Genomic DNA, 24598 nt, shown 5'->3' with positions numbered 1-24598 from the left:
GGGCCGCTATCGCGGTGCGGTGAACACCTGGAACATGACCTCACGGCGCACGACGAACCCGAGCGTTTCGTACAACCGGATGGCGTTGGTGTTGGTGGCCGCGGCGTGGAGGAACGGAATCTCCCCGCGCTGCCGGATGCCGTGCACGAGAGCGAGAATCAGGCGACTGGCCAACCTCTGGCCACGGAAGTCCGGGTCCGTGCAGACAGCGCTGATCTCGGTCCATCCGGGCAGGTGCAGGCGCTCGCCGCCCATGGCGATGAGCCGGCCGTTGCGTCGGATGCCCAGGTAGGTGCCGAGTTCGATGGTGCGCGGGCGGAACGGTCCCGGCTCGGTGCGTCGCACCAGGTCCGTCATCTCCGGTACGTCCGCGGCCCCCAGCTCGATCGCCTCGGGGTCCGGTACGCCGGCTGCGCTCTGGTCGATCATCTGCACGCCGGGCATCTGCATCGTCACACCCCAGTCCGTGGGCGCGGTCACTGACACCACCGGCAGGAACATGGACTGTCCGGCACCCACCAGGACGGCCGCATCGGCCCAATCGGCAGCCGACGGATCGTCGGGCAGCGCGGCCATCGGGCAGACCTCCGGCCGGTAGCGCACGGCGTGGCCGTGCCGTTCGGCGAAGCGGGTATGCGGGCCGGTCAGGGCCGCGAAGGCGGGGTTGTCGAGCATCCGGTGGTCGGCGTGCGGCGGCCCAGCAGGGGAGCCGGAGGTTGCGCAGGTGACCACGACGCGACGATACCCGCAGGCAGAGAACCGGAGGAACCGGATTTCGCTCCCTCGAATGACCTCGATGGCCGACTACCCTCGGACACAAGCGTGATGGGGTGTGATGTGAACGTTCGGACGATGGCTGTGGGCGCGGTGACAGTGCTACTCGCGCTGAGTGTGGGTGCATGCGCCGACGACGACGAGCCGGGAACCGCGGTGGTCACCGAAACGGCGACGCAGACCGTGACACCCTCTTCCGCCGCAGCGCCGCCGGCCGCGTCATCGCCGACGACCTCGGACGGCGAATGCGTCGACCAGGGCATGAACCCCGCCAACTGGAACACCGCCGAGGACACCGCACCACCGATCAGCCCCGCCACCGATGGCGGCATCGGCGACGTGACGCCCAGCGCGGGTGAGTGTTTCGATCAGATCGTCATCAGCACCACGACATCCGAGGTTGGCTTCGATGCCCGGTACGTGCCGCAGGTGCGGCAGGACGGTTCCGGGTTCCCGGTGCAGTTGCAGGGCGGCGCCTTCCTCGAGCTGTCGGTGTTCGCGTGGGTGAACGACCCGCAGCAGTTCCGCGACTACCGGTTCGTCGCCGACGACAGCTACCGGACCTTGCGCGAGATCGCGTTCGCCACGTCGTTCGAGGGCGTCACCAAGTTCGGCATCGGCGTCGACGAGGAGACGCCGTTCGCGGTCGAGAAGCGGCGCCGCGATGACGGAATCGTCGATGTGGTGGTGTTCCTCGCACACTGATCCCCCCTCCGCTGATCCCCCATTCGTTGATCGAGTAGCCCGAGGCGCCCCCCCGTTGATCGAGTAGCCCGAGGCGCTAGCCGAGGGCGTATCGAGATCCGAGATCCCGTGACCACCCCCCCGCTGATCGAGTAGCCCGGAGCGCGCCCCCCGCTGATCGAGTAGCCCGGAGCGCTAGCGGAGGGGGTATCGAGATCCGCCCTGGGTACTCACCACCCATGACCCCCTACCGCCGCCAACTCCTGGCCACCTACCTGCGCATGCACCTCCTCGGAGCCGGGCTGAACGAACGCGCCGAGCAGCAGGTCAGCACGCTGCAGGAGCTGCATCAACGAGCGTCGGCCGAGGCCTTCACCTGACTACGAGTACCGCCGCCGGTTGAACACCCACGCGGCGGCGCCGGCGAACACGCTCGAGATCAGGGCACACCACCCCAGCGCGAGTGCAGCCGTCGATCCCAGGTCCGTGACCGGCTGTCCGTCGGTGCCCAGTCCCACCAGCAGCCCGCGGAGGGTTTCGATGACCGGGGTGATCGGCTGGTGCTCGGCGAATCCCCGCATCCATGTCGGCATCGTCTCCGGCGGCACGAACGCACTCGACACGTACGGCAGGAACAGCATCACGAACCCGAACCCGCCTGCGGCAGCGGGACTTCGCACGGTGACGCCGATGAGGGCGGCGACACAGGTGATCGCGGTGACATAGGCGACGACCATGCCGATCGCGCCCAGCCATTCCAGCGGATCGGCCGACGGCCGGAAGCCGATGGCCACGGCGACGGCGAGCACCACCGCGGTGGTGACCAGGTTCTTCAGCACGCTCACGACGATGTGCCCGCCGACCGCCGTCGCACTCACGATGGGCAGGGACCGGAACCGATCCATCGCGCCGCTGGTCATGTCCTGACAGATCGCGATCGCGGTGTTCGACGCCCCGTAGCCGGCGCAGAGCAGGATGACGCCCGGGGTGGCGTAGGTGATGTAGTCGACGCCGATCGAGATCGCGCCGCCGAAGACGTAGACGAACAGCACCAGGATGCTGGTCGGCAGGACCAGCGCCATGATCAGTTCGTCGGGGTCGCGTCGGGTCAGGCGGAACGACCGGCCGACCATCGTCGAGAGGTCGCCGGCAGCGTTGCGAAGCCGGCCGCCATGGACCGGGGTGGGTGCGAGCGTGGTCATGCCGCCACCTCTTCCTTGTCGGGATCTGCAGGGGCAGTGCGTACTCCGTGACCGGTGAGGTTGAGGAAGACGTCGTCGAGGGACGGTGCGCGCAGATCCCACGAGACCGGACCTACGGGCAAGTCCACGGCGGCCGCCAGCACGGCCCGAGCATGCTCGACGGTGCCGTCGGTGGGGACACGTACCGCCGAGTCGGTGACTGTCGGCGCGAAGGAGGCCAACGCTTCCGACGCCCGCTGCGCGTCGCGATCCGACCCGAACGTGAACTCCACACCGGCGTCTCCGACGCGCCGTTTCAGTTGCGCCGGTGTGCCTTCCGCGGCAACCCGACCATCGTCGATGAGTGCGATCCGATCGGCGAGCTGGTCGGCCTCCTCGAGGTACTGGGTGGTGAGGAACAGGCTGGTGCCCTCGGCGACGACCCCGCGAATCACCTCCCACATCGTCTGCCGGCTGCGTGGGTCCAACCCGGTGGTCGGCTCATCGAGGAACAGCACCTGCGGCCGGGTGAGGAGGCCGGCAGCGAGATCCAGTCGCCGTCGCATACCGCCGGAATAGGTGTCGACGCGGCGGTCGGCCGCGTCGACCAGGTCGAAACCGTCCAGCAAACCGTCGACCCGCGATCCGATCGTGCGGCGCGACATATGCGCGAGCCGCCCCATCATCGTCAGGTTCTCCCGACCGGTCTGCTTTTCGTCGACCGCCGCGTATTGTCCGGTGAGACTGATGATCTCGCGCACCCGATGGGCGTCGCGCACCACGTCCAACCCGTCGACGGATGCTGACCCGGAATCCGGGCGGAGCAGTGTCGTGAGAATCCGAACGGTCGTCGTCTTGCCCGCGCCATTCGGCCCGAGCAGCGCGAGGACCTCGCCGCGCGCCAGCGTGAGGTCGACGCCGCTGAGCACGTCGACCTGCTTGTTTCCGCGGCCGAAGGACTTGTGCAGTCCGGTCGCGCTCACCACTTCATCGGACACTGTCAGCTCCTCATCCAACTGTTTACGACATAAACATTGCGTTTATGGTAGACACAGTTAGTGGTGAACGGCAAGGGCGAAGTGGATGATGAGGACGTGAGTGACAGCGGGTCCGACGAATTTCCGGGAACGGTTCAGCGGTTGTGGTTCGGCGGGGTCAGCGGCAAGCGTGGTCCGAAGCCTGCATTGAGCGTGGAGTCGATCGTCCGCGCGGCGATCGAGATCGCGGACGCCGATGGGATTGCCGCAGTGTCGATGGCGAAGATCGCCGAGCTTCTCGGATGCACCTCGATGGCGTTGTACCGCCATGTGGCGAACAAGGATGAGTTGCTGGTGCTGATGGCCGACGCCGTCGGCGGATTGATGACGCTTCCCGACACCGACGGCCTCACCTGGCGTGAAGGGCTCGAACGCTGGGCGTCCAGACAGATCGAGGGAATGCTCGCGCGGCCCTGGATGCTCGACCTCCCGCTGTCGTCGGTGGTACCCGGGCCGCAACGTATGGAATGGATCGACGCGGGATTCGGCATCATGCGCGAGCTCGACATCTCCTTCATGGACAAGCTGGCGATCCTCGGCCTGCTCGGTCAGTTCGTGCTCGGCGAGGGACGCGTCGAGGTGGAATCGCGGCGCGCCGCAGCGGCCGTCGTCCGTCGTGAAGCAGGCCTCGATGACTCCACCCCGTTCTCCGCGCTGGACCCGGCCGCCGTCGAGGCCGCCAACCCCTACGCCGGGTTCGAGGCACTGATGGCAACCGTCGCGGGTCCCGACCGGTTTCCGCACATCGCGGAGGCCATCGCCGGCTCCGATCCGACCGGCCTGGAGGAGGATCTGCAGTTCGGACTGCGAGTGGTCCTCGATGGGATCGAGCGATTCGTGGAGGAGAAGGCGAGATAGCGGATGGAGCCGGTGATCGACGATGCCTGACCTTCAGCAGCCGACCGGCGGGGACGGCCGCGCCCGAGACCTCCGCGAGAATGTGCTGGTCATCATCCTCGGATTGGTCGGGACTATCGCGACGCTCGCCCTGACGACGGTCCCGATTCTCGCGGATGTCGCGTACAACGCTCCCTTCGCCATCTTCGTCGGCGCGATCAACACGTGCAGCTACCTCGGCATGGTGATGCTGGCGACGCAATCACCCCTGCGATGGCAACTGGTGCGAGATCTCGGTCTGCTCGTCGTCCTCGTCTCGGCGATCGCCGCCGTCTGGGCGGTCACCGTGATGGACCCCGCGACGGCGGGTACGGCGTTCCTGCTGGCGACGTCGGGGCTGATGGGGTTGGTGGTGCTCATCGTTTGCCGGCTGGTGGCGGCCAACTGACTCGCGTCGATCAACCAACCGAATTCGCGACGAGCCGGTACCGGACGCTCGCGCACGCCGGTTACCGTTCGATCATGAAACTGGGTCAATCCCGACTGGGTCCGACGATGGCGGCAGTAGCAGTGGTGGCCGGTGGCGTGATCGTGCTCCAGGACGTTCCCGGTGCGACCGCGAGTCCACCACGGATCGGCGCTCCGTGCACCAAAGCCGAGGCCCGCGACTACCGGAATCAGCCGAACGGTGTGCCCACCGTCTGCGCCTACATGGGTGGCAGCGGCGGCTTCAAGTGGGTGCGTGTGGCACCGGCCGATCCGGTGACCCGCACTCTCGGACAACCGTGTTCGGGTCAGTACTCCGTGGCCGTGACACCCAAGGGCAAAGCGGTCATGTGCGCACAGGGCCGCTGGTCGGTCGGCCCGTAGCCGCCCCGAGCACAGCACGATCCTCGTCCGACAACGCCACCGGCGAACCCCGCAGGATCATGTCCTCGAACCCGCCGTCTCGCTCCATCACGGTGATCGCGTACATCTTGTCGGTCTCCGACGAGTTGGCGATGCGGTGCACCGACCCTTTCGGCAGGACGATGATCGTCCCCGCCGACACCGGCCGCACGTGGTCATCGGAGTAGGCCACACCATCACCGGCCACGATCACGAAGGTCTCGGTCGACTCGGGATGGCTGTTGGGTGGCTGCGATCCCAGCGGCTCCCAGATCTCCAAGCACACAGTGGTATCCGAACCGGAGGTCTCCGGCCCGGACAGCACCGCGAGGGTGACGGTGTCGTCGGGGCTGATCTTGTAACCGTGCAGCGTGTCGACGTCCGCGACGACGGGAGCGGCGATCACGAGCCGGCTGTTCCTGCCGGGGCCGACAGCCGCACCGGGCGAATCCCGGAGCCTGCTGCAGATGCGATCATCCGTTCGGTGAGTTCGTGATCCGCGCGCGCACGCTGCGGATCGTCGACACCGCGACGCCACACCGTCGAGCCGCCGACGATGACCTCGTGCAAGTTCCGCAGCCCACAGCCCAGCACGTAGGTGGCGACCGGGTCCCAGATGGGTCCGGTGTGTGGCGAGTACGGGTCGACGATCAGCAGATCCGCGAACTTGCCGACTTCCAGTGAACCCACCCGGTCGGCGACTCCGATCGCGGCGGCCGATCCGAGCGTATGCAGCGCGAGCACATCGGCCGGGGTCAGCAGACCCGGATCACTGTGCAGCCCGCGCTGCAGGAACAGGCCGGTGCGCATGTTCTCGAACGGGTCCGAGACATCCGTGCAGGACTGATCGTCGACACCCATCCCAACCGTCACCGACTCGCGAAGCAGCCGTGGCACATCGGCAATGCCTGAGCCCAGCCGTCCGTTGGACATCGGCTGCCACACCACCGCGGAACCGGTGTCGCGGACGCGGGTCACCATCTCGTCGGTGGGGTGGACGAAGTGGCCGAACGCGAAGCCGGGTCCGAGGACTCCGGCGGCGTCGTACCAGTCGAACTTGGCCTGCTGGATCTCGATCTGTTCGGCGGTCTCCACGAAATGCGCCTGGTTGGTGATGCCGTAGCTGCTCATCAGCGTGCGTTCGCGTTCAGCGGTCGCCGGTGACGACGACCACTGCACCGCCCCGTAGACCGACCCACCCAGGTTCTGGTCGGCCGGTACGGTGTCGAGATACCGCATGGCAGTGTCGAACCCGGTGAACGCGTCGTCCTCGCGCAGCTGTTCGTCGTCGAGCCGAACGCTGGTGACGAAGCGGATGCCGGAAGCCGCGAGGCCGTCGATCTGCCGGGTGACGAACTCCGGCGAATGGACCCGTTGCGGCGCGAGGACCGACCGCTCGTAGTCGAAGATCGACACCACCCGCGACTGGGTGAAGTTGTACACCGATGTGATGCCGTTGGAGAGGTGGTCGAGCCCACCCGCCAGGGTCATCCAGTAGAGGTCCTCGGCATCGGCGCCGAGCAGCATCTGCCCGTTGAGGGAGACCCACTCGTAGAGTGGGCTGCTCGGCGCGACGCCGCGCATGCCGCCGGTGTAGATGTGGCTGTGCGCCGACACGAAACCCGGTGCCAGAAAACGGCCTTCGAGGTCATGCCGAGGTGACGGCGCATCCGCAGGCGGTGTGCCCTCGCCCAGCCCGGAGATGCGGCCGGCGTCGTCGACCGACAGCCAGCCCCAGAACCAGGGCTGCTCGCCGACCACGGGCAGGATGAGTGCGTTGTGGAATGTTGCCGCGGTCATCCGGGCAGTACCTCCGATGTCCAATCGTCTCCGCGGCGGTGGAACCGTACCCGCTGCGACGGGCCGGCCGGATCGCCGCGCCAGAAGGTGATCTCGTGCAGGTCGACAGCAAACCCGGTCCACGTGGCCGGTGCCTGCAATACCGGGTGGTCGGCGTCGAACTCGGCCCACCGCCGTCGTCGATCCTCCGGTGACTGCAGGGCAGTGTCGTCATCGTTGAGCCAGGCGAGTAGTTGCAGGTAGCGTGTCCGTCGCGAGAATGCCTGCTGTAGCTCGTCATCAGACGCGGGATGTACGTCGCCGTGTGCGACGACCTGCCGGCCGACCCCGGGCCATGCCAATGCGATCGCAGCTCGTGGTCGTTCGGACAGCTCGGCCACCTTCGACGACCTGCTGTCGGTGTGGAAGTAGACGGCGGTGTCGTCGGCTTCACTCAACAGCACATGCCGCACCCTCGGATAGCCGTCGCGGCCGCAGGTGGCCAGTGACATCAGCGGCGGCGGGCTGTCCGCGTCCGGCAGCCACCGCCGCAGCAGCGCCATCGGGTCGGTGGTGCGGTAATCGGCTGCATCGCAGTCGGTTCCGAAGTCCGTACCGCTGGTGATCACCGGCGCACCCGGCCCGGATCGAAGGTGGCGATCTCGCCGAGCGACGACACCAGGGTGCTGACGCGTTCGTCGAACAGCTTCTCCCCGATCCCGGCGTCGGCTCCGGTGGGGTCGCCGATGACGCCGGACTCGGCGAAATCGGTGGCGAGCCAGCCGAACTTGACCGGTTTGGTGAAGCCCACGTGTTCGTGGTCGGCGACGGCGTCGGCCACCGACGCGACGGCCTTGTCCATCTGGACCAGGTCGGGTCTCAGGTGCAGCATGATCGACGTCTCGGCCCACCCGGCGTGGATGCCGAGACCCCGTTCGGTGGGGCCGGGCTGCCCGGGGCCGGAGGAGAAGAACGTCTGTAGGTCGAAGCGACGGCGCAGTTCCCGCGCGGCGACCTCGATCAGTGCCGAATTTCCACCGTGCGCGTTGAGGAACAACAGTCGGCGTGCCGGTGTCTGCGCGATCGACGCGCCGATGTCGACGAGCGTCTCGAACAGCGTCGACGACCGCAGCCACATCGTCCCCGGCAGATGCGCGTGCTCGTCGGATTTGGTGTACCCCAGGGCGGGAAGCAGCCACACGTCGTGCCCCGCGGCGGCACCACGCTGTACCACTGCTTCGGATACGGCTTCGGCGACAATGAGATCCGTCGCCAGCGGCAGGTGCGGTCCGTGTGGCTCGATGGCCCCGGTCGGCAGCACGAGGATCGAATCCCGGGACAGGGCGGTGGTGATTTCCGCCGTGGTGAGTTCGGCGTAGCGTCGGTGCGCGATCACATCCACCTCCCGGGATTGAGCAGACCTTTCGGGTCGGTCTGTGCGGCCAGTGCCTGAACCCGCTCGGCGTCGAGGTCGACATACCATTGGTGCGGCGAATGGATGCCGACGCCGAGCTCCTCGAGGACCGGAACCCCGGCGATGACCTGTTGCGGGTCACGGTAGATCCCGTTGAGCATGCCGAACATCATCTCGTGACCCACCTCGAGGTGCACCATGCCGCCCTCGTAGACCTCTTCGACCTCGTCGAGCCGGGTGACCAGCGCGTCACCACGACACTCCATGTGAAACCACTTGTCCGGCTGAGCTTTCTGCAGCCACCAGGTCGGATGGTTATAGGAGAGGGTGGACAACTTCACCGTTTCCGCGATACCCTCGCGAACCGCCTCGATCCGGCCGCCGCCGGCGACGAGCAGGTCGGTGGCCTCCTCGACGGCGCGGGCATCGATGATCCCGCGCACGTTGGCCCGCCCGGACACGAACGCCGGGTCCTCGGGCAGGGCGTCGACGATCATCGGACCGTCCGCCGACAGCAGCCGTGGCTTCGGCTCGATGCTCGACACCCGGTAGGCAGCGTCGAACGCCTCCCGCTGCGTCGCGAAACTGGCATACACGCAACGCCACTCCTGCAGCGGCTCGAGCCGCACCGACGCGCTCACGATGATCCCGGCGACACCATAGGTGTGCACGAACGGCTGCGCGTCGGCCCCGTCGAGATGCACGAGTTCGGCGTCCTCGGTGGCATAGACCACGTCGAGGGCGTCGACGAATCCCTCATGGTTGCGGCCGTGCACGATGGTGCCGGTGCCGGCCGATCCGCCCGCCAGGAATCCACCCAGCGTGGACTGCACGGTCGACGGGTACATCCACAGCTGGCTGCCGTGCTGCCATGCGGTCTGTTCCAGGTTGATCATCCGGGCGCCGGCCTGCGCGGTGATGGCGCGGTCGGTGACGGAATGGATCTCGGTCAGCGACGTCATGTCCAACACCAGGCCGCCGAACCGCGGGATCACCTGGCCGTAGTTGCCGGTGCCCTTGCCGCGGGTGGTGATCGGCACGCCCCGCGCGACCGCCGCGCGGACGATGGCCGGGACCACGTCGGCGGTGCGCGGGTAGCAGACCAGATCGGGAGTGCCGAGCTGCTGGGCCGACAGGATCGGGCTCATGCCCGACCCGTCACGACCGGCCCGCTCCAGGGCGCGCGGCAACGTACCGACACCGCGCGGCCCCAGGATTGCGAGCAGATCGTCGGCGAGCGCGTCCACGTCGTCGGGCCCGAAATCGGGGCGCCCGTCGTCGGTGTCGACGCTCACCACCGGGGCGGGCATCACGGCATGCCCACCGAGGTGTCGATGAACCGGTTCGTGGACACAGCTTCTGCGGTGAGGCCATCGGCGACCGGGGTGCCCTGCTCGGCGAAGATCGGCGTCGTCACCTCGATGACACGCTCCACGCGGGCCGGATCGAAGTCACCGATGGTGGCGTTGGGTCCGTTGCCGACGAGATTCTGCTCGGCCATGGTCGCCACCGCGTACTCGGCGTTGGCGTCGGTGTACACCCAGCCGGTGTTGTACTGCTCCACCGCGTCAACGATCACTGCGTCGGCCGCATCGGGATTGGCCATGTAGTCGACGGCGCCGCGCTGCAGCACCGGCACCAGCTGCTCGAGGCAGGCGGCGTTCGCTTCCAGGTCACCGGACCGCACCGACAGAGCGGACTTGTAGATCGGGAAACCGACGTCGTGCACCAGCTGGTAGTCGACGGGCTTCATCCAGCCCTCGACCTCTTCCTCGTAGACCATCGGCTCGGAGCTGGCGAAGCCCTGCTGGGCAGCGCGGCCCTGGTCGGCGACGAAGTTGGCCGGTGTGCCGTCATAGCTGCCGTCGACCTGCTCCGGCGACAGAATGCCCGATCCGGTCAGGTAGCTCATGTAGGTGGAGCCCTCGAAGTAGAGCACCCGGGCGTCGACGCCCTTGAGGTCGGCGATGCCCTGCACCTGCGGGTAGGTCGCCGGGTCCCACATGATCATCTGCGGGCTGATGTCCAGCGGCGCCATCACCGCGGTGGTGGGGTTCGACTGCGAGTTCTGCACCGCCTGGTCGGTGTCGACGTAACCGAGCATGATGTCCGGGTCGGCATACATCTGGGAGGTGACCGTCTGGTTGCCGATGGCCGGTCCGCCGGAACGGATCTCGAGGTCGACACCGGTGTACTCCCCGCCATCGAACAGCGGTCCCACCACACGCTTGTTCTCGGCGTTGATGGTGGTGTTGTCGGGGCCGAGGAGCTGGTAGAGGTGTCCGTGCTCGGACTCCGGGTTCCAGTCGGTCTGCACGACGATCTTGGCGGGGCAGTTCTGGCTGAGGTCGACCGGACCGATCGCGCCGTCGAAGCCGGACGATTCGGTGCCGCTGTCGGAACCGCAGGCTGCGGTCAGGGCCACGGCCGCGGCGACCGCCGCGATACCGGTGCTCTTGGACAGGCGACGCCAGGTGTGGTTTGTCATGTCTTCCTTCGGTTGTGGACGTGCGGATACGACGAGACGAGCTGGGGACGAGAACGACTCAGGACGGCTGGTACCAGCGGCCGACGACTCGGTTGCCGAGCCAGCCGAAGAACCAGAACACAGCGACGCCCAGCAGCGACGCCAGGATAATCGACGCGAACAGCTCCTCGGACTGCAGGCGGGACCGATAGTTGTCGATGAGGATTCCGATACCGGGATTGCCCTGCTTGAAGAAGAAGTCACCGACGATGGCGCCGACCACGGCCAGGCCTGCGGAGATGCGCAGCCCGGCGAAGATGGCCGGCAGGGCGGCGGGGAACTCGAGTTTGCGCAGCACCGTCATCCGGCTGGGGTGGTGCAGCGCGAACAGGTCGCGCATCTGCCGGTCCACCGACTTCAGCCCGAACAACGTGTTGGACACGATCGGGAACAGCGCGATCAGCACACAGACGAACACACGGGCGCTGAAGCCGAACCCGAACCAGAAACCGACCAACGGGACGAGCGCGAGGATCGGGATGCACTGCAGGATCACCGCATACGGGAACAGCGCGTTCTCCATCATGCGCGACTGGGACATGATGACCGCCCAGGTGATGCCGATGGCGGCCGCGATGGCGAGACCGGTCAGCGCGACAACGGTGGTGCGTCCCAACGCCTCCCACATCTCCTGCGCCGACGGACCGAACAGGCCGTCGGTGATCACCTTGTGCGGCGGCGGCATCAGGAACCGGCGGTCGGGATCGAGGATGGCGTAGCTCACCAGATACCACACCCCGATGACGAGGAGCAGCACGATGAGCGGTCCAGACAGTCCGCGGAGCATGGTGCGGGACTTCTTGGGAGGCTTGCCGCGTGCTGCCACGGCCACCTCGGTGGTGGACTTGGGGTCCGTGTCGGTGGTGGTCACGAGTGGGCCCCTTTCAGGGAATGGGAGATGCGGCCGGAGATCTCGGCGAACTCGGGTTCGAAACGCAGGTCGGGCGATCGGGGGAAGTCGAACGGCACCTCGATCTCGTCGACGATGGTTCCGGGACGACCGGACATGACCAGCACCCGGTTGGACAGGAACGCCGCCTCCGACACCGAGTGGGTGATGAACAGCCCGGCAAAACCCTTGGCGGCGAACAGTTCGTTGAGCTCGACGCCGAGGCGCTCGCGGGTGATCTCGTCGAGCGCGGCAAAGGGCTCGTCGAACAGGAACAGGTCGGGGTCGAGGGTCAGCGAGCGTGCCAGCGACACCCGCATCCGCATGCCGCCGGACAGCATGTGCGGCAGGTGCTCCTCGAAACCCTCGAGTCCGACGGTGGCCAGTGCGGCGGCGATGCGATGCTTGCGGTCCTCGCGGGGGACGCCGTCGAGCTCGCCGAACAGTGCCACGTTGTCCCACACCGTCCGCCACGGCAGGAGGGTGGCGTCCTGGAACACGTAGCCGACACGGTCGGCACCGCACTGCATGTAGCCGTCGGTGATCGACTCGAGACCCGCGGACAGCCGCAGCAACGTCGACTTGCCGCATCCGGATGGCCCGACGACGCTGACGAATTCGCCTTCGCGGACGGTGAGATTCACGTCGCGCAGCGCATGGGTGCCGTCCGGGTAGACGAGTTCGCTGTGCTCGAATCCGACCAACGGATGGCCGACGGGCGATCGGGGAGTGGTCGCTTCGGGTGAGTTCATCATCGCTCCATCACGCAGGGGACAGGGGTCGTTTCGGTGTCCGACGGCGCGATCGCCGTCCAACTGGTGGTCTCGGTGCGGGCGACCGGAGCGCCGTTGACGATCACCACGCGGTCGGCGGGGGCGGTGGCGATCACGTCGACGACGTCGGTGCCGCGCACCGCGAGGAAATCGGCGCGCGCCCCGACCTGCAGGCCCGCCGGTTCGAGACCCAGGGCGGCGCGGGCGTTGTCGGTGACGAGTTCCATTGCGGTATCGGGTGCCTGGTGCGCTGCGGTCACCAGCAGCGATGCGGTCTCCAGTGGATCGGCACGGCCCACCGGGTTGAACGGATCTCGGATGTTGTCGGCGCCGCCGGCCACCAGAACGCCGGCGTCACGCAGCACATCGATCGCGGTGATGCCGCGCCGACCGGCCGACGCTCCGTGGCGTCCCTGCAGGTAGAGATTGGTGATCGGCAGTGCGATGACCGACACCCGGGCCCGTGCCAGGGCCGCTGCGACGAACGCCAGATCCGCGGGCGGCAGGGTGGACAGACGGCTGCAGTGCCCGGCGGTGCGGATGCGGTCGGTCGGCCAGTCGGCGACGCGATCGGCGTAGTGCTCGATGGTGAGGTGATCCCCGTCCATGAACTCGTCGATGTGCAGATCGGTGCCGATGCCGCGGGATTCGGCGAGATCGAGCAGCCGCGTGACCTCGACGGCGGGGTCGTCGGCGATGTGCGGGGCGCCGCCGACCAGGTCGGCTCCGACGTCGAGGGCGGCTTCGATGAGACGTGTCGGTGCCAGCGGGCTGGCCAGGACGGCGATCTGCATCGTCATCAACCCGCGAAGCTGCTCGCGCACATCGACCAGGGCTCGGACGGCGCGTAGCGGGTCGTCGTCGCCGAGGATGTCGGCGTGGGTGCGGACAGCGGTGATGCCGTTGCGCAGCATGGACGTCGCGGCCTGCAGCGCCCGTCGTCGGAACGATTCCTCCCCGAGCTGAACACTACCGATGCGCCAGCTGGTGATGGCGTCGTTGAGGTCGCCGAGCGGTGGGTTCAGCTCCGACCACGACAGTGCCTTGTCCAGGTGCGCGTGCGGTTCGGCGGCCGGGGCGGTGAGGACGAAGCCGCGCAGGTCGAGCCAGTCCGAGCCGGTGAGCAGCGAGTCGTCTACATGTGGACGGATCTCGGACACCCGCGCAACACCGTCCGCGTCGACCGACACGGTGACGTCCACCGGAGAGCCGTCGCCGGACGACCCGGTGATGCCATGCATCGGGCGGGCGGGGGTTGCCTCCACGGGCGGCCTCCTCGGTAGTGGTTGGTTGGCGGCGGTTCGCTTGGCGGACAGGGGATGTGATCGTCATTGGTGGTGCGGTGGTTCCGCCGTGGCTGGGATCGGCGAAGCGTGCGGTTTCGTGCTAAATGTTGATCACGTCAACAACGCCCAAGTTAGGACCGCTCTGTTGCGGCCCTGTTAACCAAGGCTGCGGGCGTGTAACCAATGCCGGCGAATCTGGGAAGGTGATGCAGATGGCACTCGATGAGCCGGATGTGGCGCAGGTGTCGTTGGGTGCCGAGATTCGTCGTCGGCGCAAGGAGAGCGGCATGACATTGGCCAATCTCGCTGCGCAAGCGGGAATTTCACACCCTTTTCTGTCGCAACTGGAACGCGGGTACGCGCGGCCCAGCATGACGACGCTGGAACGGATCGCGCGAGCGCTCGGTACCACCCAGGTCAGCCTGATGCTCGCCGCCGACCCCGCGCTGGCCCGCAACACCCCGACGCCGGCGCCGGAGGGTACGCACATCGTGCGCTCCGACGAGGGCGCGCTACTGCCGCAGGCCGGCGACGACGCCGGCTACGCCCGGTTGCTGGTCACCGGCACCGCCGCGTTCTATCCGCAGGAACAGGTGCTGAGCAGGAGAGACTACGGCGACTACTTCCAGCACGAGCAGGAGGAGTGGCTGCACGTCGTCGTCGGAGAGGTCGAGGTTGACCTCGGAGATGGACGCTACGTCGAATTGCGCAAAGGTGACAGCCTTTATTACGCTGGCGGCATTCCTCATCGGTGGCGGCTCGTCGGCCCCGATGTCGCGCACCTGATCGTGGTGCAGGCGTCACTGTAGGGAGTGGTTCCCATGGCTGGGAACTTGGCGGAGATCAGAGCCTTCCGAGGAGATCTCCGATGTATCAGTCCACCAACCCGATTCGCGTCAGCGTGGTGTCCCGACAGCGAGTCGCCGACCTCGTCGACGAGTTCGAACTTGCCCCGGCCGGCGACGATCCGTTGCCCGACTGGACGGCGGGATCGCACATCGATCTGACCACCCCGGCGGGTCCGGTCCGCCAGTACTCGCTGTGCCCGGCGCCCGATGATGCCGGCACATACCGGATCGCGGTCGAACGGCGGCTCGACAGCCGCGGCGGATCGATCTCCGCCCATGATGACCTGGGTGTCGGCGTGGAGGCGTGGATCAGCCCGCCGCGCAACCACTTCGCGCTCACCCGTGCACTCGAGTACGTGTTCGTCGCTGGCGGTATCGGCATCACACCCATCCGGGCGCTGATCGAAGCGGCGCAGCGCGCCGGACGGCCGTGGCGGCTCCTCTATGTCGGGCGGTCGCGCGCGCGGATGGCGTACGTCGCCGACCTGATCGCCGCCCATCCCGACCGCGTCGCCGTTCACGAGTCCACGCTGTCCGGCCGCCTCAACCTGGGGGAAGAGTTGGCCGGATTGTCTCGTGGCACAGCCGTATACGTGTGCGGCCCGCCGACGATGCTCGACGCGGTCGCCGATGCCTGCGCGCCGCAACCGGCGGTGGACTCCTTCGCCGAACGATTCACCGCCGCAGTCGGTGTCGGCGCACCGAACCAACCGTTCGAGCTGTCCTTGGCATTCTCCGGCACCACCGTCACCGTGCCCGAGGACAAGACCATCCTCGACGTCCTCGACGGACGCGGCGTGGTGGCACCGTCCTCGTGCCGCGAAGGAATGTGCGGGACCTGTGAGACCGGGGTGGTGAGCGGTGAGGTCGATCATCGCGACGCGATCCTGTCGCCGGAGGAGCGGTCGGAGAACGAATCCATGATGATCTGTGTATCCCGTTGCACCAGTGGACGGTTGGTTCTCGAACTGTGACCACGCTGGTTCTTGAGGGTGCGGTCTCGGTGATGGTCGACGGCCGAACCGGCGCTTCCGGGCCGGTCGTGGTGCGCGACGGCGTGGTCGTCGAGCGGCCGGCCCCCGCCGGCACCGAGGTGGTCGATGTGTCCGGCTGCGTTGTCACGCCGGGGCTGGTGAACGCCCATCATCATCTGCTGCAGAGCGCATTTCGGTCTCGACCCGACACCAGGTTTCTGCCGATGCGGGAGTGGCTGGCCCGGATGGGCGAGCGCTACCGCGAGGCCGGTGTCGGCCCGGAGCTCACTGCGGCCGCAGCCGCGGTGGGTGCGGCCGAGTCGCTGCTGTGCGGTGTGACGACGGTGGCCGATCATCACCTGACCTGGCCACGCGATCAGGACCCGGTCGCGATGGCCGGCGCCACCATCGGCGCCGCGCGACGCGTGGGTGCACGGTTGGTGTTCGTCCGCGGCACCGCCCGCGACGATCCGGACGCGGCCGCACAATCTGTGGCCGACATCCACCAGACGTATCTCCCCGATGCCGTCGGCGGTGTCACGGCAGACGGGATGCTGCAGTTGGCGGTCGGCCCGTCCGGGGTGCATGCCGACGGACCTGAGACCTTTGCCGCGCTCGCCGACGTGGCGGCGCGACTCGGCCTGCGTCGCCGGACGCAGGCCAACGAGCAGATCGATGTGGAGATCGCCGCCGAGAAGTACGGTCGCCGATCGCTGGAACTCCTCGACGAGTGGGGATGGCTCGCCGACGACGTGACCGTCGCGCACTTGTGCGAGATCACCGACACCGAACTCGACCTTTTCGCCCGGTCAGGAGCGTCTGCCACTCACGCCCCAGGCTGCGACGTGCCGATGGGATGGGGTGTCGCGCGCGTGGCCGCCCTGCGCAACGCCGGAGTGAGCGTGGGTCTGGGCACCAGCGGCGGCGGCAGCAACGACGCCGGCCACCTGCTGGCCGACGCACGGCTGGCGATGCAGGTCTCGGGACTGGTGGGCGAGCCGGTGTCGGCCCGCGAGTGTCTGGCGATGGCGACGGAGGGGTCGGCGGCCGGACTGGGGCGGCCCGAATTGGGTCACCTGCGGCCGGGTGCCGCCGCCGACCTGTGCGTGTGGGACTGCTCGGATGTGCACGACGCCGGTGTGCCCGATCCGCTCGACGGTCTCCTGTGGGCCGGTCCCGGCCGCCGCCCGCGCGATGTGATGGTTGGTGGCCGATGGGTGGTCCGCGACGGTGAGCTACTGACCGCCGACTCACGCGCCCTCGCCGCCGACCTGCGCCCCGCCCCCTGAGGAGCTCCACCCCCCCGGGTCCCTGAGGGAGCGCACCCCCGGTCCCTGAGGAGCGAGCCTGCGAGCGTCACGAAGGGCCGCAACCCCTGGTCCTGAGGAACGCAACCCCCCCGGTCCCTGAGGAGCCTCGCGAGGAACGAGCGATGCGTCACGAAGGGCCGCGCAACCCCCTTCGTGACACTCCTCCGCTAGCGCTCCGGAGCTCCTCGGGGGTGCGGTGGTGACGCTCCTCCGCTACCGCTCCCGAACCTGCTCCGAACTCGAGTGACCCCGCAACACCACCACCCGCAACGCCGCACGCAGTTGTTCCGTGGTCGCCCGCCACGCCTGTTCCTCGTGCCGGCAGGCCGACGCCTCGTCGGTGTCACCGGCCAGGTCGGCCTCAGCGGCCGACTTCATCCACTCCAGGTACTGCTCCTGGCTGGTGCGGATGTAGCCGAGGATCGCGGACTGATCGTGACCACAGATGGTCGCGACCTCGTGCGCGTCAAGCGTGGAGCCGTCGTCGTCGAGCACGATGAGCGTCTGCAACGGGTCGGGCAGCGGTTCCGTATCGGGCTCATCCGGTCGCCCCGCCCCGGTGATCGCCTCGATGACCTGCGGCGATGACTCGGCGATGAACTCGAGCCAGCGCCGAATACCTGCGACGAGGTTCTCGCGATGAAACGCGGCCATCTCGACCGACGAGAACGCCGTCAGCGTCGTCTGATGAAGCACCAGGGTGATGCCCGGCCAGCGCACCGACTCCCGCGCGACGAACTCTGCGGCGGCCGTGGCATCGGTCACCTCGTCGACCAGCGTCGCGAAGAACTCGACGGTCGGCTGCTGGGCGACGACCCGCAGCCACGACGGCATGGTGCCGGTGGGGAGTGGGATGTCGCCGTCCGCATCGACAGCCACCGGCCGTCCCGCGATCTCTTCCAGAGCGCCGGATACCAAGCGCAGCAGGTGTTCCCGCGACGTCGGGTATACCCCAACCGCGACCGACGCTTCGGGCCGGGTGGGCGCCGGGCCGGCGAGAAACGCCGGATGCAGCACCTCCCACGGCCGCTGCAATGCGTCGATCGCGACCTGCGCCAGTTCGTCGACACGTCGTCGGCCGACTTCGACGATCATCCGACCATCACGCAGCAGCCGCCATCCAGCGGATTCGAGGACGTCGAGCTGCTCGGCGAGCACGTTCGGCGTCGGGTCGAGGTCAGATGCGTGCGCGGTGCAGCGGACCCGATTGGCCCTGGTGACGGTGAACGTGAGCACAGCGCACGGCCCGACTCCGAGCTCGTGCGACGCCCTGACGGTATGTCGCTCACCGACCTGTAAGGAAGCCAACCGGTCGCCCAGATCCGCACGGAACTCGCGCCACGCGTCGTCGACGGCGGAGTCGAAATCGAAGTCTCGCATGACTTCTCCTTTCGTCGGTCCCAGACGTCCCGGTCGCGGTGTGGCATCTGTGAGGGGTGATCCTCGGCAGGTGGTCGCGTTGTCTCGCGATATCTGAACAGTAGGGGAGGGGTCTGACAGGTCGGATCGGATGAACCGAGCTGACGGCTGAACCCGCATCCACCTGCCGGCAACGCTGCTGACATCTCAATCGGTCGCAAACGTGCCCGGCGTTACACCCAGGGCCTGTGAGGAATCACAACATCGCCAGGTCACAGAGCGATCGACACAGGGTTCTGCCGGAATCCGGCCTCGTCCCCGGACGTTGAACGGTGGGTAACGCAGAGATGAGGAGACCATGACCACACAGGCTGAGGTGCGGGACGACACTGTCGTCGGGCCGTCGCTGCTGCCTGCCGACGACCCGTTCTATGACGAGCCGGCGGGCCTGCAGCGGATGCGTCCCGGCGAGATCATCCGATCCCGGCAGGTGGAGTTGAAGGACTTCTGGGCCTCGCATCACCGCAGCGATGCGTGGCAGCTGATGTACCGATCGACCGACCTGAACGGCTCTGCGTGCATCGCCGCGACCACCGTCGTGCTGCCCCGCAAGCCGGCATCCGGCGACGGCTTCCAACTGCTGTCGTTCCAGTGCGCGATCGACGCGGTCTCCTCACAGTGTTTCCCGTCATATGCGCTGCGCAAGGGCGCCGACGCAGGTCGAACCATCGCCCCCTTCGAGTTCATGGTGGTACGCCGTGCCCTGGCCAAGGGCTGGGCGGTCTCGATCCCCGACCACGAAGGCATGCTCGGAGCGTGGGGAGCCCCGCGCGAACCCGGCTATCGCACCCTGGACGGCATCCGCGCCACCCTGTCGTTCCCCGACCACGAACTCCCCGCCGACACCCCGGTCGGCCTCTGGGGCTACTCCGGCGGTGGGATGGCGACGTCGTGGGCCGCGGAGATGGCCCCGACGTACGCGCCGGACCTCAACCTGATCGGCGCGGTGCTCGGCTCACCGGTCGGCGACATGGCGTCGGCCCTGATGCGTCTCAACGGCAGCTTCCACGCGGGCCTGCCGGTGATGGCGATCGCCGGCTTGCGCCGTGTCTACCCGCAGCTCGATCAGATGATCGAGAAGCACGCCACCGACAGGGGGCGCCGTCACCTGGCGGAGATCGCCGAGATGCCAACACTGGATGCGTTGCGCCACTTCAGAAACCACGACATCGACGACTACCTCGACATCCCGCTGGCCGACGCGCTCGCCCAGCCGAAGATGGTCGAGATGATGGATGACCTGCAACTCGGCGCCCACAAGCCGGACATCCCGTTGCTGGTGATCCAGGCGGTGCGCGACGAGGTGATCAGCGTCGACGACGTCGACGGCCAGGTCGCCCGCTACCGCGACCACGGTGCAACGGTGACCTACGTGCGAGATCAGCTCAGCGAGCACTACTCGCTGCTTCCCCTCGCCGGCCCGATGGCTGTCGGGTGGTTGTCGCGTCGGCTCGAGGGCCGGCCGGCTACCGACAAAACCGTGATGGCCGTGGCCGGACAGCGGCCACCCACGGCGGCATTGCGACGGCTCACCGACCGCATCTGGGCGGATGGGCGAGACGGCGCGGTTGAGGTGGAGGATTCGTCGGTGGCGTGACGCGGTCGTCCAGTTCGGTGACAAACTCCGTCACGCAAGGTAACCGCGTTGCGTCTCGCCCAGCACTTCATCGATGTCTCCAGAAGGAAACTCGTAGGTGAGCGCCTGACGCACGGCCGCCAATTTGCGGGCTTTGATCTGGTGGTGCTGCTTTGCACGCGCATCGCGGAGCGCGGAACGAACCCACTGGGCGACGGTGGTCCCCTGTCGTCGCGCTAGGTTTTCTATCTCGGCGTACTCTTCGTCCTCCAGCATCACCTGCAAGCGCTTGCTCATCTTCCGAGTATGAACGGGACAAGTGTCCAGCGGGAAACGCCTGCGTCACAGTTCTCTTCCACCATTCAGCCCCCGCTCTTCTCGCGCCAATGTCAACGTGACCATCATGACAGCGCCATCGCACACGACCGGGTTTACCGTGAGACATGGCCAGTACAAAGTCGTACTCGCAGTTCATCGCTCTCGATCCCGAAGCCGTGTGGCAGGTCCTCGGTGACCCATCCCGGTTGCCCGAGTGGCACAGCGGATATCGCTCTGTCTCGCTTCACGATCCGATTCAGGTCGGCGGGCGAGGAGCGTATGTCCAAACGCACAAGATTGCCGGTCCACTTCATCGCCGCCTGGCGCCGCCCTTCGAGATCACAATCGTCGACGCCGGCCGCCACCTGCAGCTGACCCAACCGGAACCGGTAGGTGCGGCGGTGATCGACTTTCGCCTCACTCCGGCAACAAGCGGATGCGTGATGACCGAAACAGTCACCACCACAGCGACATCCGGAACCATGAGTCGCACCCTGCTCGCCGGCACCCCACACCTGACCGACCGCGCCGACTTCGCACGGCTGGCCCATCTCGCCGGACTCGCACCCGCCGACGACGCGCTCAACGTCGTCATCGCCGGCGGCAGCGGCGCACTCGGTCGACACCTCGCCGCCGACCTGTCCTGCCGCGGCCACCGTCCGGTGATCCTCACCCGAAGTCCCGACACTGCTACGCCTTTCGAGCAGATCGAATGGGACGGACGCACGGTCGGCGACTGGGCCGACGTGCTGACTGCCGACCGTCCGACCGCGGTGGTGAACCTGGCGGGCAAGCTCGTGGATTGTCGTCCGACCGAACGAAATGTGGCGCGACTGCGCGACAGCCGGGTGAACGCCACACGAGCCCTGGTCACGGCGTCGAAGCAGCGGGACACCCCAATCCGGCATTGGTTGCAAGCGAGTACGACAGCGATCTGGAGCGACGCCGGCGAACAATGGTGCACCGAGAACACTCCGCTGCCTGACGGTTTGCCACAGATGACCGGGGTGGCGCAGCCGTGGGAGGACGCCGTCGAAGGTGCGCACTCCGACCACCTGGTGATCCTGCGGACCTCGATCGTGCTCGACGGTCAGGCCCCGGCGATGAAGCGTCTCGCCGATCTCACGCGTGCGGGCCTCGGCGGCCGGGTCGGCTCAGGCAGGCAGTGGTTCAGCTGGATTCACATCGACGACTGGCTCGCCATCGCCCGCGCCGCACTCGGCCTCGACCCAGATATCACGATCCCCGACGGCGTGGTGGTCGGTGCCAGCCCGAACCCGGTGCGCAACACCGAACTCATGGCCGCCTTGCGGCGCGCACTGCACCGCCCACCTGCGCCGCCGACGCCCGCACCCCTGCTTCGCCTCGGTGCCATCGTGCTGCGCACCGATCCGGCGCTCGGACTCACCGGGCGACGGGCTCGGTCGCAGGTGCTCGTCGACGTCGGATTCGAGTTCCGATTCCCAGAACTGGATGGTGCCTTGGCGGATCTGCTCGGCAGAAGCGGGCGCGGCCAATGGGTAACCCCAGCAGGGGTCACAGCAGGAGCTTCTGCAGCCGATCCTCACTGATGACGTGGATGCGCTCTCCTCGGCGCTTGCGTTCGCGGACCTCGTACAGCTTGCTGCCTTCGGCGATACCAACGGTGTTGGCGATCTGCGGGGCACGGACGAGAACAGTCGTGTCGTCGGTGATCGACGACTGGACGACACCACCTGCCTTGGCGATCGCTTTTGACAGCTCCCGCTGGGTTCCGATGCTGAAGCGTCCGGTCAGTGCGACGTGGTGGCCGTACAGGGATCTCGGCCCGGTCTTGTATCGCATGTCGACGGAACCGAGTTCCTTGAGCGCCGTCGCCGCCTGTGAACCGTTGACGTACCGCAGCCCGTTGCGGGCGGTGGCGTGCCAGATCCAGCACTTGAGGTCGTCCGGCGCTTCGAGCGTACGGATGTGCGCCACATCGCCGCTCTGCCAATCCTGACCGGTCAGCAACGTCCCGGCGAGTAGCCCCACCTGGTAGATGTCGACCCATGTCGCCCAGTTCTGGCGCTCTTCGATGTCCGTGGGGGAGTAGGCGGGCGTGTAGGCGTCGATCGGGGAACGCTTCGGCGTGAGCGTGTGCTTCGAGATGCCGAAGTCGCCGAGAACAAGATGGCCGTCGCGCACGAACACGTTGTCCGGCTTGATGTCCCGATGCGTCACCCCGCTGGTGTGCATCAACGCCAGCACGCGGAGCAGCCGGCGGATCTCACGATGGACACGGCCCGGTGACCAACCATGCCACTCCGGGTCGTCGGCGAGCTGTGCAATGGTTCCGTCGGCGAGGTACTCCAGGACCAGCACGTATCGGGTCCGACGTCGTGGCTCGGTGCCGACAGCGAAGGAATCGATGACTTCGACGACCTCCGGATACCCGGCGAGTAGATGTCCGAAATGCGCCTCGCCGTGCCAGTCCGTCGCCGACGCGCACACCTTGACGCACACCGTGCGCACATTCCGATCACTGGTTGTGGAGAGGGTTGCGGCACGGTAGACCGAGCCGTAGCCGCCGCCGGCCAGATATTCGATGATGCGGTAGCGCCGGCCGTCGTCGTTGGTGAGGATCTGACCGGCACGCAATCGGGCTCGTGGGGACGCCATGCGTTCACGGTAGCGGGGTCGGTGACAGGCCTGTTGGTTTTGTACGTCAACCTCGGGAGTATGCATTTCGTAGGTTCAGAGCCTACGGAACGCAAACTCGTGGCGCCCCGTAACGGTCTAGGGCCTACGCCGACGGCACCGGCAACGGAGCCAGACTGTTCCCCCGCGGGATCGTCGCGCAGTTGCTGCGTGTCGGCGTGCCGGCGAAACGCTCCGTGAGGAACTGCAGCGCTTGGGCCTCGAAGACCGGGAACGCCTGTCCGTGGGTGAGGCCGTCGTACTGGGCATAGGTGACATCGACTCCGCGGGTGCAGTATTCGTGGGCGAGACCCACCACGTCGTCGGTGACCATGATGGTGTCGCCGACCGCGTCGGCGTGGCCGACGGCGAGGAACAGCGGCGACCGCGGGGTACCCCGGCTGCCCATGATGTTGTCGTTGACCGCGCGGACCACCTCGGGCACGTCGAGCAGCCCGGAATAGGGCGGCTTCACCATGTCGGCACTCGTCAGACCGGGATAGTCGCGGGCGAAGTCGTTGATGCACTCATCGCTGACCTGCTGGGTGATCTGCTTGCCGCGGGTGGACAGGAACGAATCGGTATCGAGGTCGTAGGTGCGTTGGTACGCGACGACGAGAGCGGGAATCACCCCGGCCCACTGGGCGCTGCCGTTGATGTAGGGCAGGTTGTGCGCGAGGTCGACGGGCAGGCCGCCGCCCGCCGTGCCGACGATGTTCAGCTCGGGCGCATACCGCGGCGCCACCTCCGCGCCCCACTGGGTCGGCACCGATCCGCCCGAGTAGCCGACCAGTCCCACCGGGGTGGAATCCGGAACGCGCAGGAAACTCTGCGCCGCACGCACACCGTCGAGCGCGGCATACCCCGACTGCCGGCCGATGGTCCACTCCAGATCCTCACCCTCGTAATCGGGCGCCACCACCGTGTAGCCGGCCGCGAGATACCCGGCGATGACAGCTTGTTCGGCGGTGTTCAGCGGGTTGGCGTAGCCACCGCTCAGCGTGTACGACGGGTCACACTTCGAGCCGAGCGCGTCGTAGGCCATGTGGTACGACACCAGCCGCGTCGGGCCCGGCGTCAGCGGCCGCAGCACCGTCGCCACCGTGACCGCGCCGTCGCCGGCCTGGTCCGTGGTCCGGTACAGCACCTGACTACCCGTGACAGGTGTGTCCAGGGTGGGGGTGCGGAACGTCATCGGCCGCGACCGCAGAACCGTTCCCGGCGCGACACCGCCCAGCGGGCCCGCGTAGTCGTAGAACGGATCCGCCGACGGCAGCGGCGAGCCCGGTCCGGGTGCGGCGGTCGCCGAGGGCGCGGCGGCGAACACCACGGACCCGAGCGTCAACCCGAGGGCGACGAGGACACGAAGAAGCACAAGGCGGGAAGCGCGGGCCATGGACCGAGTTAAACAGCAACCGACCAGGTC

26 protein-coding genes are annotated in these 24598 nt (G+C 67.5%); 10 read left to right on the top strand and 16 right to left on the bottom strand.

The features are described from left to right. Positions 1-6: 6 nt before the first annotated feature. Positions 7-675, bottom strand: a complete 669-nt coding sequence (locus tag VZC37_RS15965) for a GNAT family N-acetyltransferase (RefSeq protein ID WP_330433787.1) — start codon at positions 673-675, stop codon at positions 7-9. Positions 676-852: 177 nt separating this feature from the next. Here VZC37_RS15965 and VZC37_RS15960 point away from each other — a divergent pair, with 177 nt between their 5' ends. After that, positions 853-1479, top strand: a complete 627-nt coding sequence (locus VZC37_RS15960) for an AMIN-like domain-containing (lipo)protein (RefSeq protein ID WP_330433546.1) — start codon at positions 853-855, stop codon at positions 1477-1479. Between the two features lie 218 nt (positions 1480-1697). Beyond that, entirely contained in the window at positions 1698-1838 is a 141-nt protein-coding gene (locus VZC37_RS15955) for a hypothetical protein (RefSeq protein WP_330433545.1), read from the top strand. On the opposite strand, the gene VZC37_RS15950 is transcribed toward VZC37_RS15955, so the two are convergent. Together VZC37_RS15950 and VZC37_RS15945 are read right to left on the bottom strand one after the other, a co-directional pair. Continuing rightward, complete coding sequence (locus VZC37_RS15950; RefSeq protein WP_330433544.1) at positions 1839-2660, bottom strand: ABC transporter permease; 822 nt, start codon at positions 2658-2660, stop codon at positions 1839-1841. After that, a complete protein-coding gene (locus VZC37_RS15945; RefSeq protein WP_330433543.1) occupies positions 2657-3637 on the bottom strand; it encodes an ATP-binding cassette domain-containing protein in 981 nt (326 codons plus the stop codon). Before VZC37_RS15945 ends, VZC37_RS15950 begins: the two co-directional genes overlap by 4 nt. Before the next feature lie 96 nt (positions 3638-3733). Between VZC37_RS15945 and VZC37_RS15940 the strand changes: the two genes are divergently transcribed. From VZC37_RS15940 to VZC37_RS15930, 3 genes are all read left to right on the top strand, one after another. Then, complete coding sequence (locus VZC37_RS15940) at positions 3734-4534, top strand: TetR/AcrR family transcriptional regulator (RefSeq protein ID WP_330433542.1); 801 nt, start codon at positions 3734-3736, stop codon at positions 4532-4534. Between the two features lie 22 nt (positions 4535-4556). Then, complete coding sequence (locus VZC37_RS15935; protein ID WP_330433541.1) at positions 4557-4961, top strand: hypothetical protein; 405 nt, start codon at positions 4557-4559, stop codon at positions 4959-4961. A 74-nt stretch (positions 4962-5035) separates the two neighbouring features. Beyond that, positions 5036-5383 carry a hypothetical protein gene (locus VZC37_RS15930; protein ID WP_330433540.1) on the top strand — a complete coding sequence of 116 codons (348 nt, stop codon included), beginning with the start codon at positions 5036-5038 and terminating at the stop codon, positions 5381-5383. Here the strand turns inward: VZC37_RS15930 and VZC37_RS15925 are convergent. From VZC37_RS15925 to VZC37_RS15885, 9 genes are all read right to left on the bottom strand, one after another. After that, positions 5346-5807 (bottom strand): cupin domain-containing protein, encoded by a 462-nt coding sequence (locus tag VZC37_RS15925; RefSeq protein ID WP_330433539.1) that lies wholly within the window; start codon positions 5805-5807, stop codon positions 5346-5348. The genes VZC37_RS15930 and VZC37_RS15925 overlap by 38 nt on opposite strands. Then, positions 5804-7201, bottom strand: a complete 1398-nt coding sequence (locus tag VZC37_RS15920) for an amidohydrolase family protein (RefSeq protein ID WP_330433538.1) — start codon at positions 7199-7201, stop codon at positions 5804-5806. The genes VZC37_RS15925 and VZC37_RS15920 overlap by 4 nt, the downstream gene beginning before the upstream one ends. Continuing rightward, positions 7198-7809, bottom strand: coding sequence for a pyridoxine/pyridoxamine 5'-phosphate oxidase (locus VZC37_RS15915; RefSeq protein WP_330433537.1), 612 nt, complete (start codon positions 7807-7809; stop codon positions 7198-7200). The genes VZC37_RS15920 and VZC37_RS15915 overlap by 4 nt, the downstream gene beginning before the upstream one ends. After that, a complete protein-coding gene (locus tag VZC37_RS15910; protein WP_330433536.1) occupies positions 7806-8576 on the bottom strand; it encodes a creatininase family protein in 771 nt (256 codons plus the stop codon). Before VZC37_RS15910 ends, VZC37_RS15915 begins: the two co-directional genes overlap by 4 nt. Continuing rightward, positions 8573-9904, bottom strand: coding sequence for an FAD-binding oxidoreductase (locus VZC37_RS15905; protein ID WP_330433535.1), 1332 nt, complete (start codon positions 9902-9904; stop codon positions 8573-8575). Before VZC37_RS15905 ends, VZC37_RS15910 begins: the two co-directional genes overlap by 4 nt. Then, positions 9904-11082 carry an ABC transporter substrate-binding protein gene (locus tag VZC37_RS15900; RefSeq protein ID WP_330433534.1) on the bottom strand — a complete coding sequence of 393 codons (1179 nt, stop codon included), beginning with the start codon at positions 11080-11082 and terminating at the stop codon, positions 9904-9906. The genes VZC37_RS15905 and VZC37_RS15900 overlap by 1 nt, the downstream gene beginning before the upstream one ends. 58 nt (positions 11083-11140) lie before the next feature. Continuing rightward, on the bottom strand, positions 11141-11908 hold the full coding sequence (locus VZC37_RS15895) for an ABC transporter permease (RefSeq protein ID WP_330433785.1): 768 nt from the start codon (positions 11906-11908) through the stop codon (positions 11141-11143). Between the two features lie 80 nt (positions 11909-11988). Continuing rightward, a complete protein-coding gene (locus VZC37_RS15890; protein WP_330433533.1) occupies positions 11989-12762 on the bottom strand; it encodes an ABC transporter ATP-binding protein in 774 nt (257 codons plus the stop codon). Beyond that, positions 12762-14024: an amidohydrolase family protein gene (locus VZC37_RS15885; protein ID WP_330433783.1), complete on the bottom strand. Its 1263-nt coding sequence runs from the start codon at positions 14022-14024 to the stop codon at positions 12762-12764. Before VZC37_RS15885 ends, VZC37_RS15890 begins: the two co-directional genes overlap by 1 nt. 257 nt (positions 14025-14281) lie before the next feature. On the opposite strand from VZC37_RS15885, the gene VZC37_RS15880 reads away from it, so the two are divergent. The 3 genes from VZC37_RS15880 to VZC37_RS15870 are packed head-to-tail and all read left to right on the top strand — an operon-like array spanning position 14282 to position 17180. Further along, positions 14282-14878, top strand: a complete 597-nt coding sequence (locus VZC37_RS15880) for a helix-turn-helix domain-containing protein (protein WP_330433532.1) — start codon at positions 14282-14284, stop codon at positions 14876-14878. A gap of 59 nt (positions 14879-14937) precedes the next feature. Next, positions 14938-15891 (top strand): PDR/VanB family oxidoreductase, encoded by a 954-nt coding sequence (locus VZC37_RS15875; protein ID WP_330433531.1) that lies wholly within the window; start codon positions 14938-14940, stop codon positions 15889-15891. Continuing rightward, complete coding sequence (locus VZC37_RS15870; RefSeq protein WP_330433530.1) at positions 15888-17180, top strand: amidohydrolase family protein; 1293 nt, start codon at positions 15888-15890, stop codon at positions 17178-17180. The genes VZC37_RS15875 and VZC37_RS15870 overlap by 4 nt, the downstream gene beginning before the upstream one ends. A 234-nt stretch (positions 17181-17414) precedes the next feature. Here the strand turns inward: VZC37_RS15870 and VZC37_RS15865 are convergent, their stop codons facing one another. Continuing rightward, the gene (locus VZC37_RS15865) at positions 17415-18581 is read right to left on the bottom strand and encodes a TY-Chap domain-containing protein (RefSeq protein ID WP_330433529.1); all 1167 of its coding nucleotides are present in this window, start codon (positions 18579-18581) and stop codon (positions 17415-17417) included. A gap of 337 nt (positions 18582-18918) precedes the next feature. Between VZC37_RS15865 and VZC37_RS15860 the strand changes: the two genes are divergently transcribed. Continuing rightward, positions 18919-20217, top strand: coding sequence for a lipase family protein (locus tag VZC37_RS15860; protein WP_330433528.1), 1299 nt, complete (start codon positions 18919-18921; stop codon positions 20215-20217). A 30-nt stretch (positions 20218-20247) separates the two neighbouring features. On the opposite strand, the gene VZC37_RS15855 is transcribed toward VZC37_RS15860, so the two are convergent. Next, positions 20248-20493, bottom strand: coding sequence for a ribbon-helix-helix protein, CopG family (locus tag VZC37_RS15855; protein WP_330433527.1), 246 nt, complete (start codon positions 20491-20493; stop codon positions 20248-20250). 146 nt (positions 20494-20639) lie between these two features. Between VZC37_RS15855 and VZC37_RS15850 the strand changes: the two genes are divergently transcribed. After that, positions 20640-22085, top strand: a complete 1446-nt coding sequence (locus VZC37_RS15850; RefSeq protein ID WP_330433526.1) for a DUF1731 domain-containing protein — start codon at positions 20640-20642, stop codon at positions 22083-22085. Here the strand turns inward: VZC37_RS15850 and VZC37_RS15845 are convergent. After that, positions 22051-23154: a protein kinase domain-containing protein gene (locus VZC37_RS15845; protein WP_330433525.1), complete on the bottom strand. Its 1104-nt coding sequence runs from the start codon at positions 23152-23154 to the stop codon at positions 22051-22053. The genes VZC37_RS15850 and VZC37_RS15845 overlap by 35 nt on opposite strands. Before the next feature lie 124 nt (positions 23155-23278). Then, a complete protein-coding gene (locus VZC37_RS15840; protein WP_330433524.1) occupies positions 23279-24568 on the bottom strand; it encodes a lipase family protein in 1290 nt (429 codons plus the stop codon). Positions 24569-24598 lie beyond the last annotated feature (30 nt).

Origin of the sequence: Gordonia sesuvii (assembly GCF_036350415.1) — a bacterium.
Taxonomy (GTDB): Bacteria; Actinomycetota; Actinomycetes; order Mycobacteriales; family Mycobacteriaceae; genus Gordonia; species Gordonia sesuvii.
The sequence above is the reverse complement of the archived record's forward strand: the minus strand, read 5'-3'. Positions and strand labels throughout refer to the sequence as shown.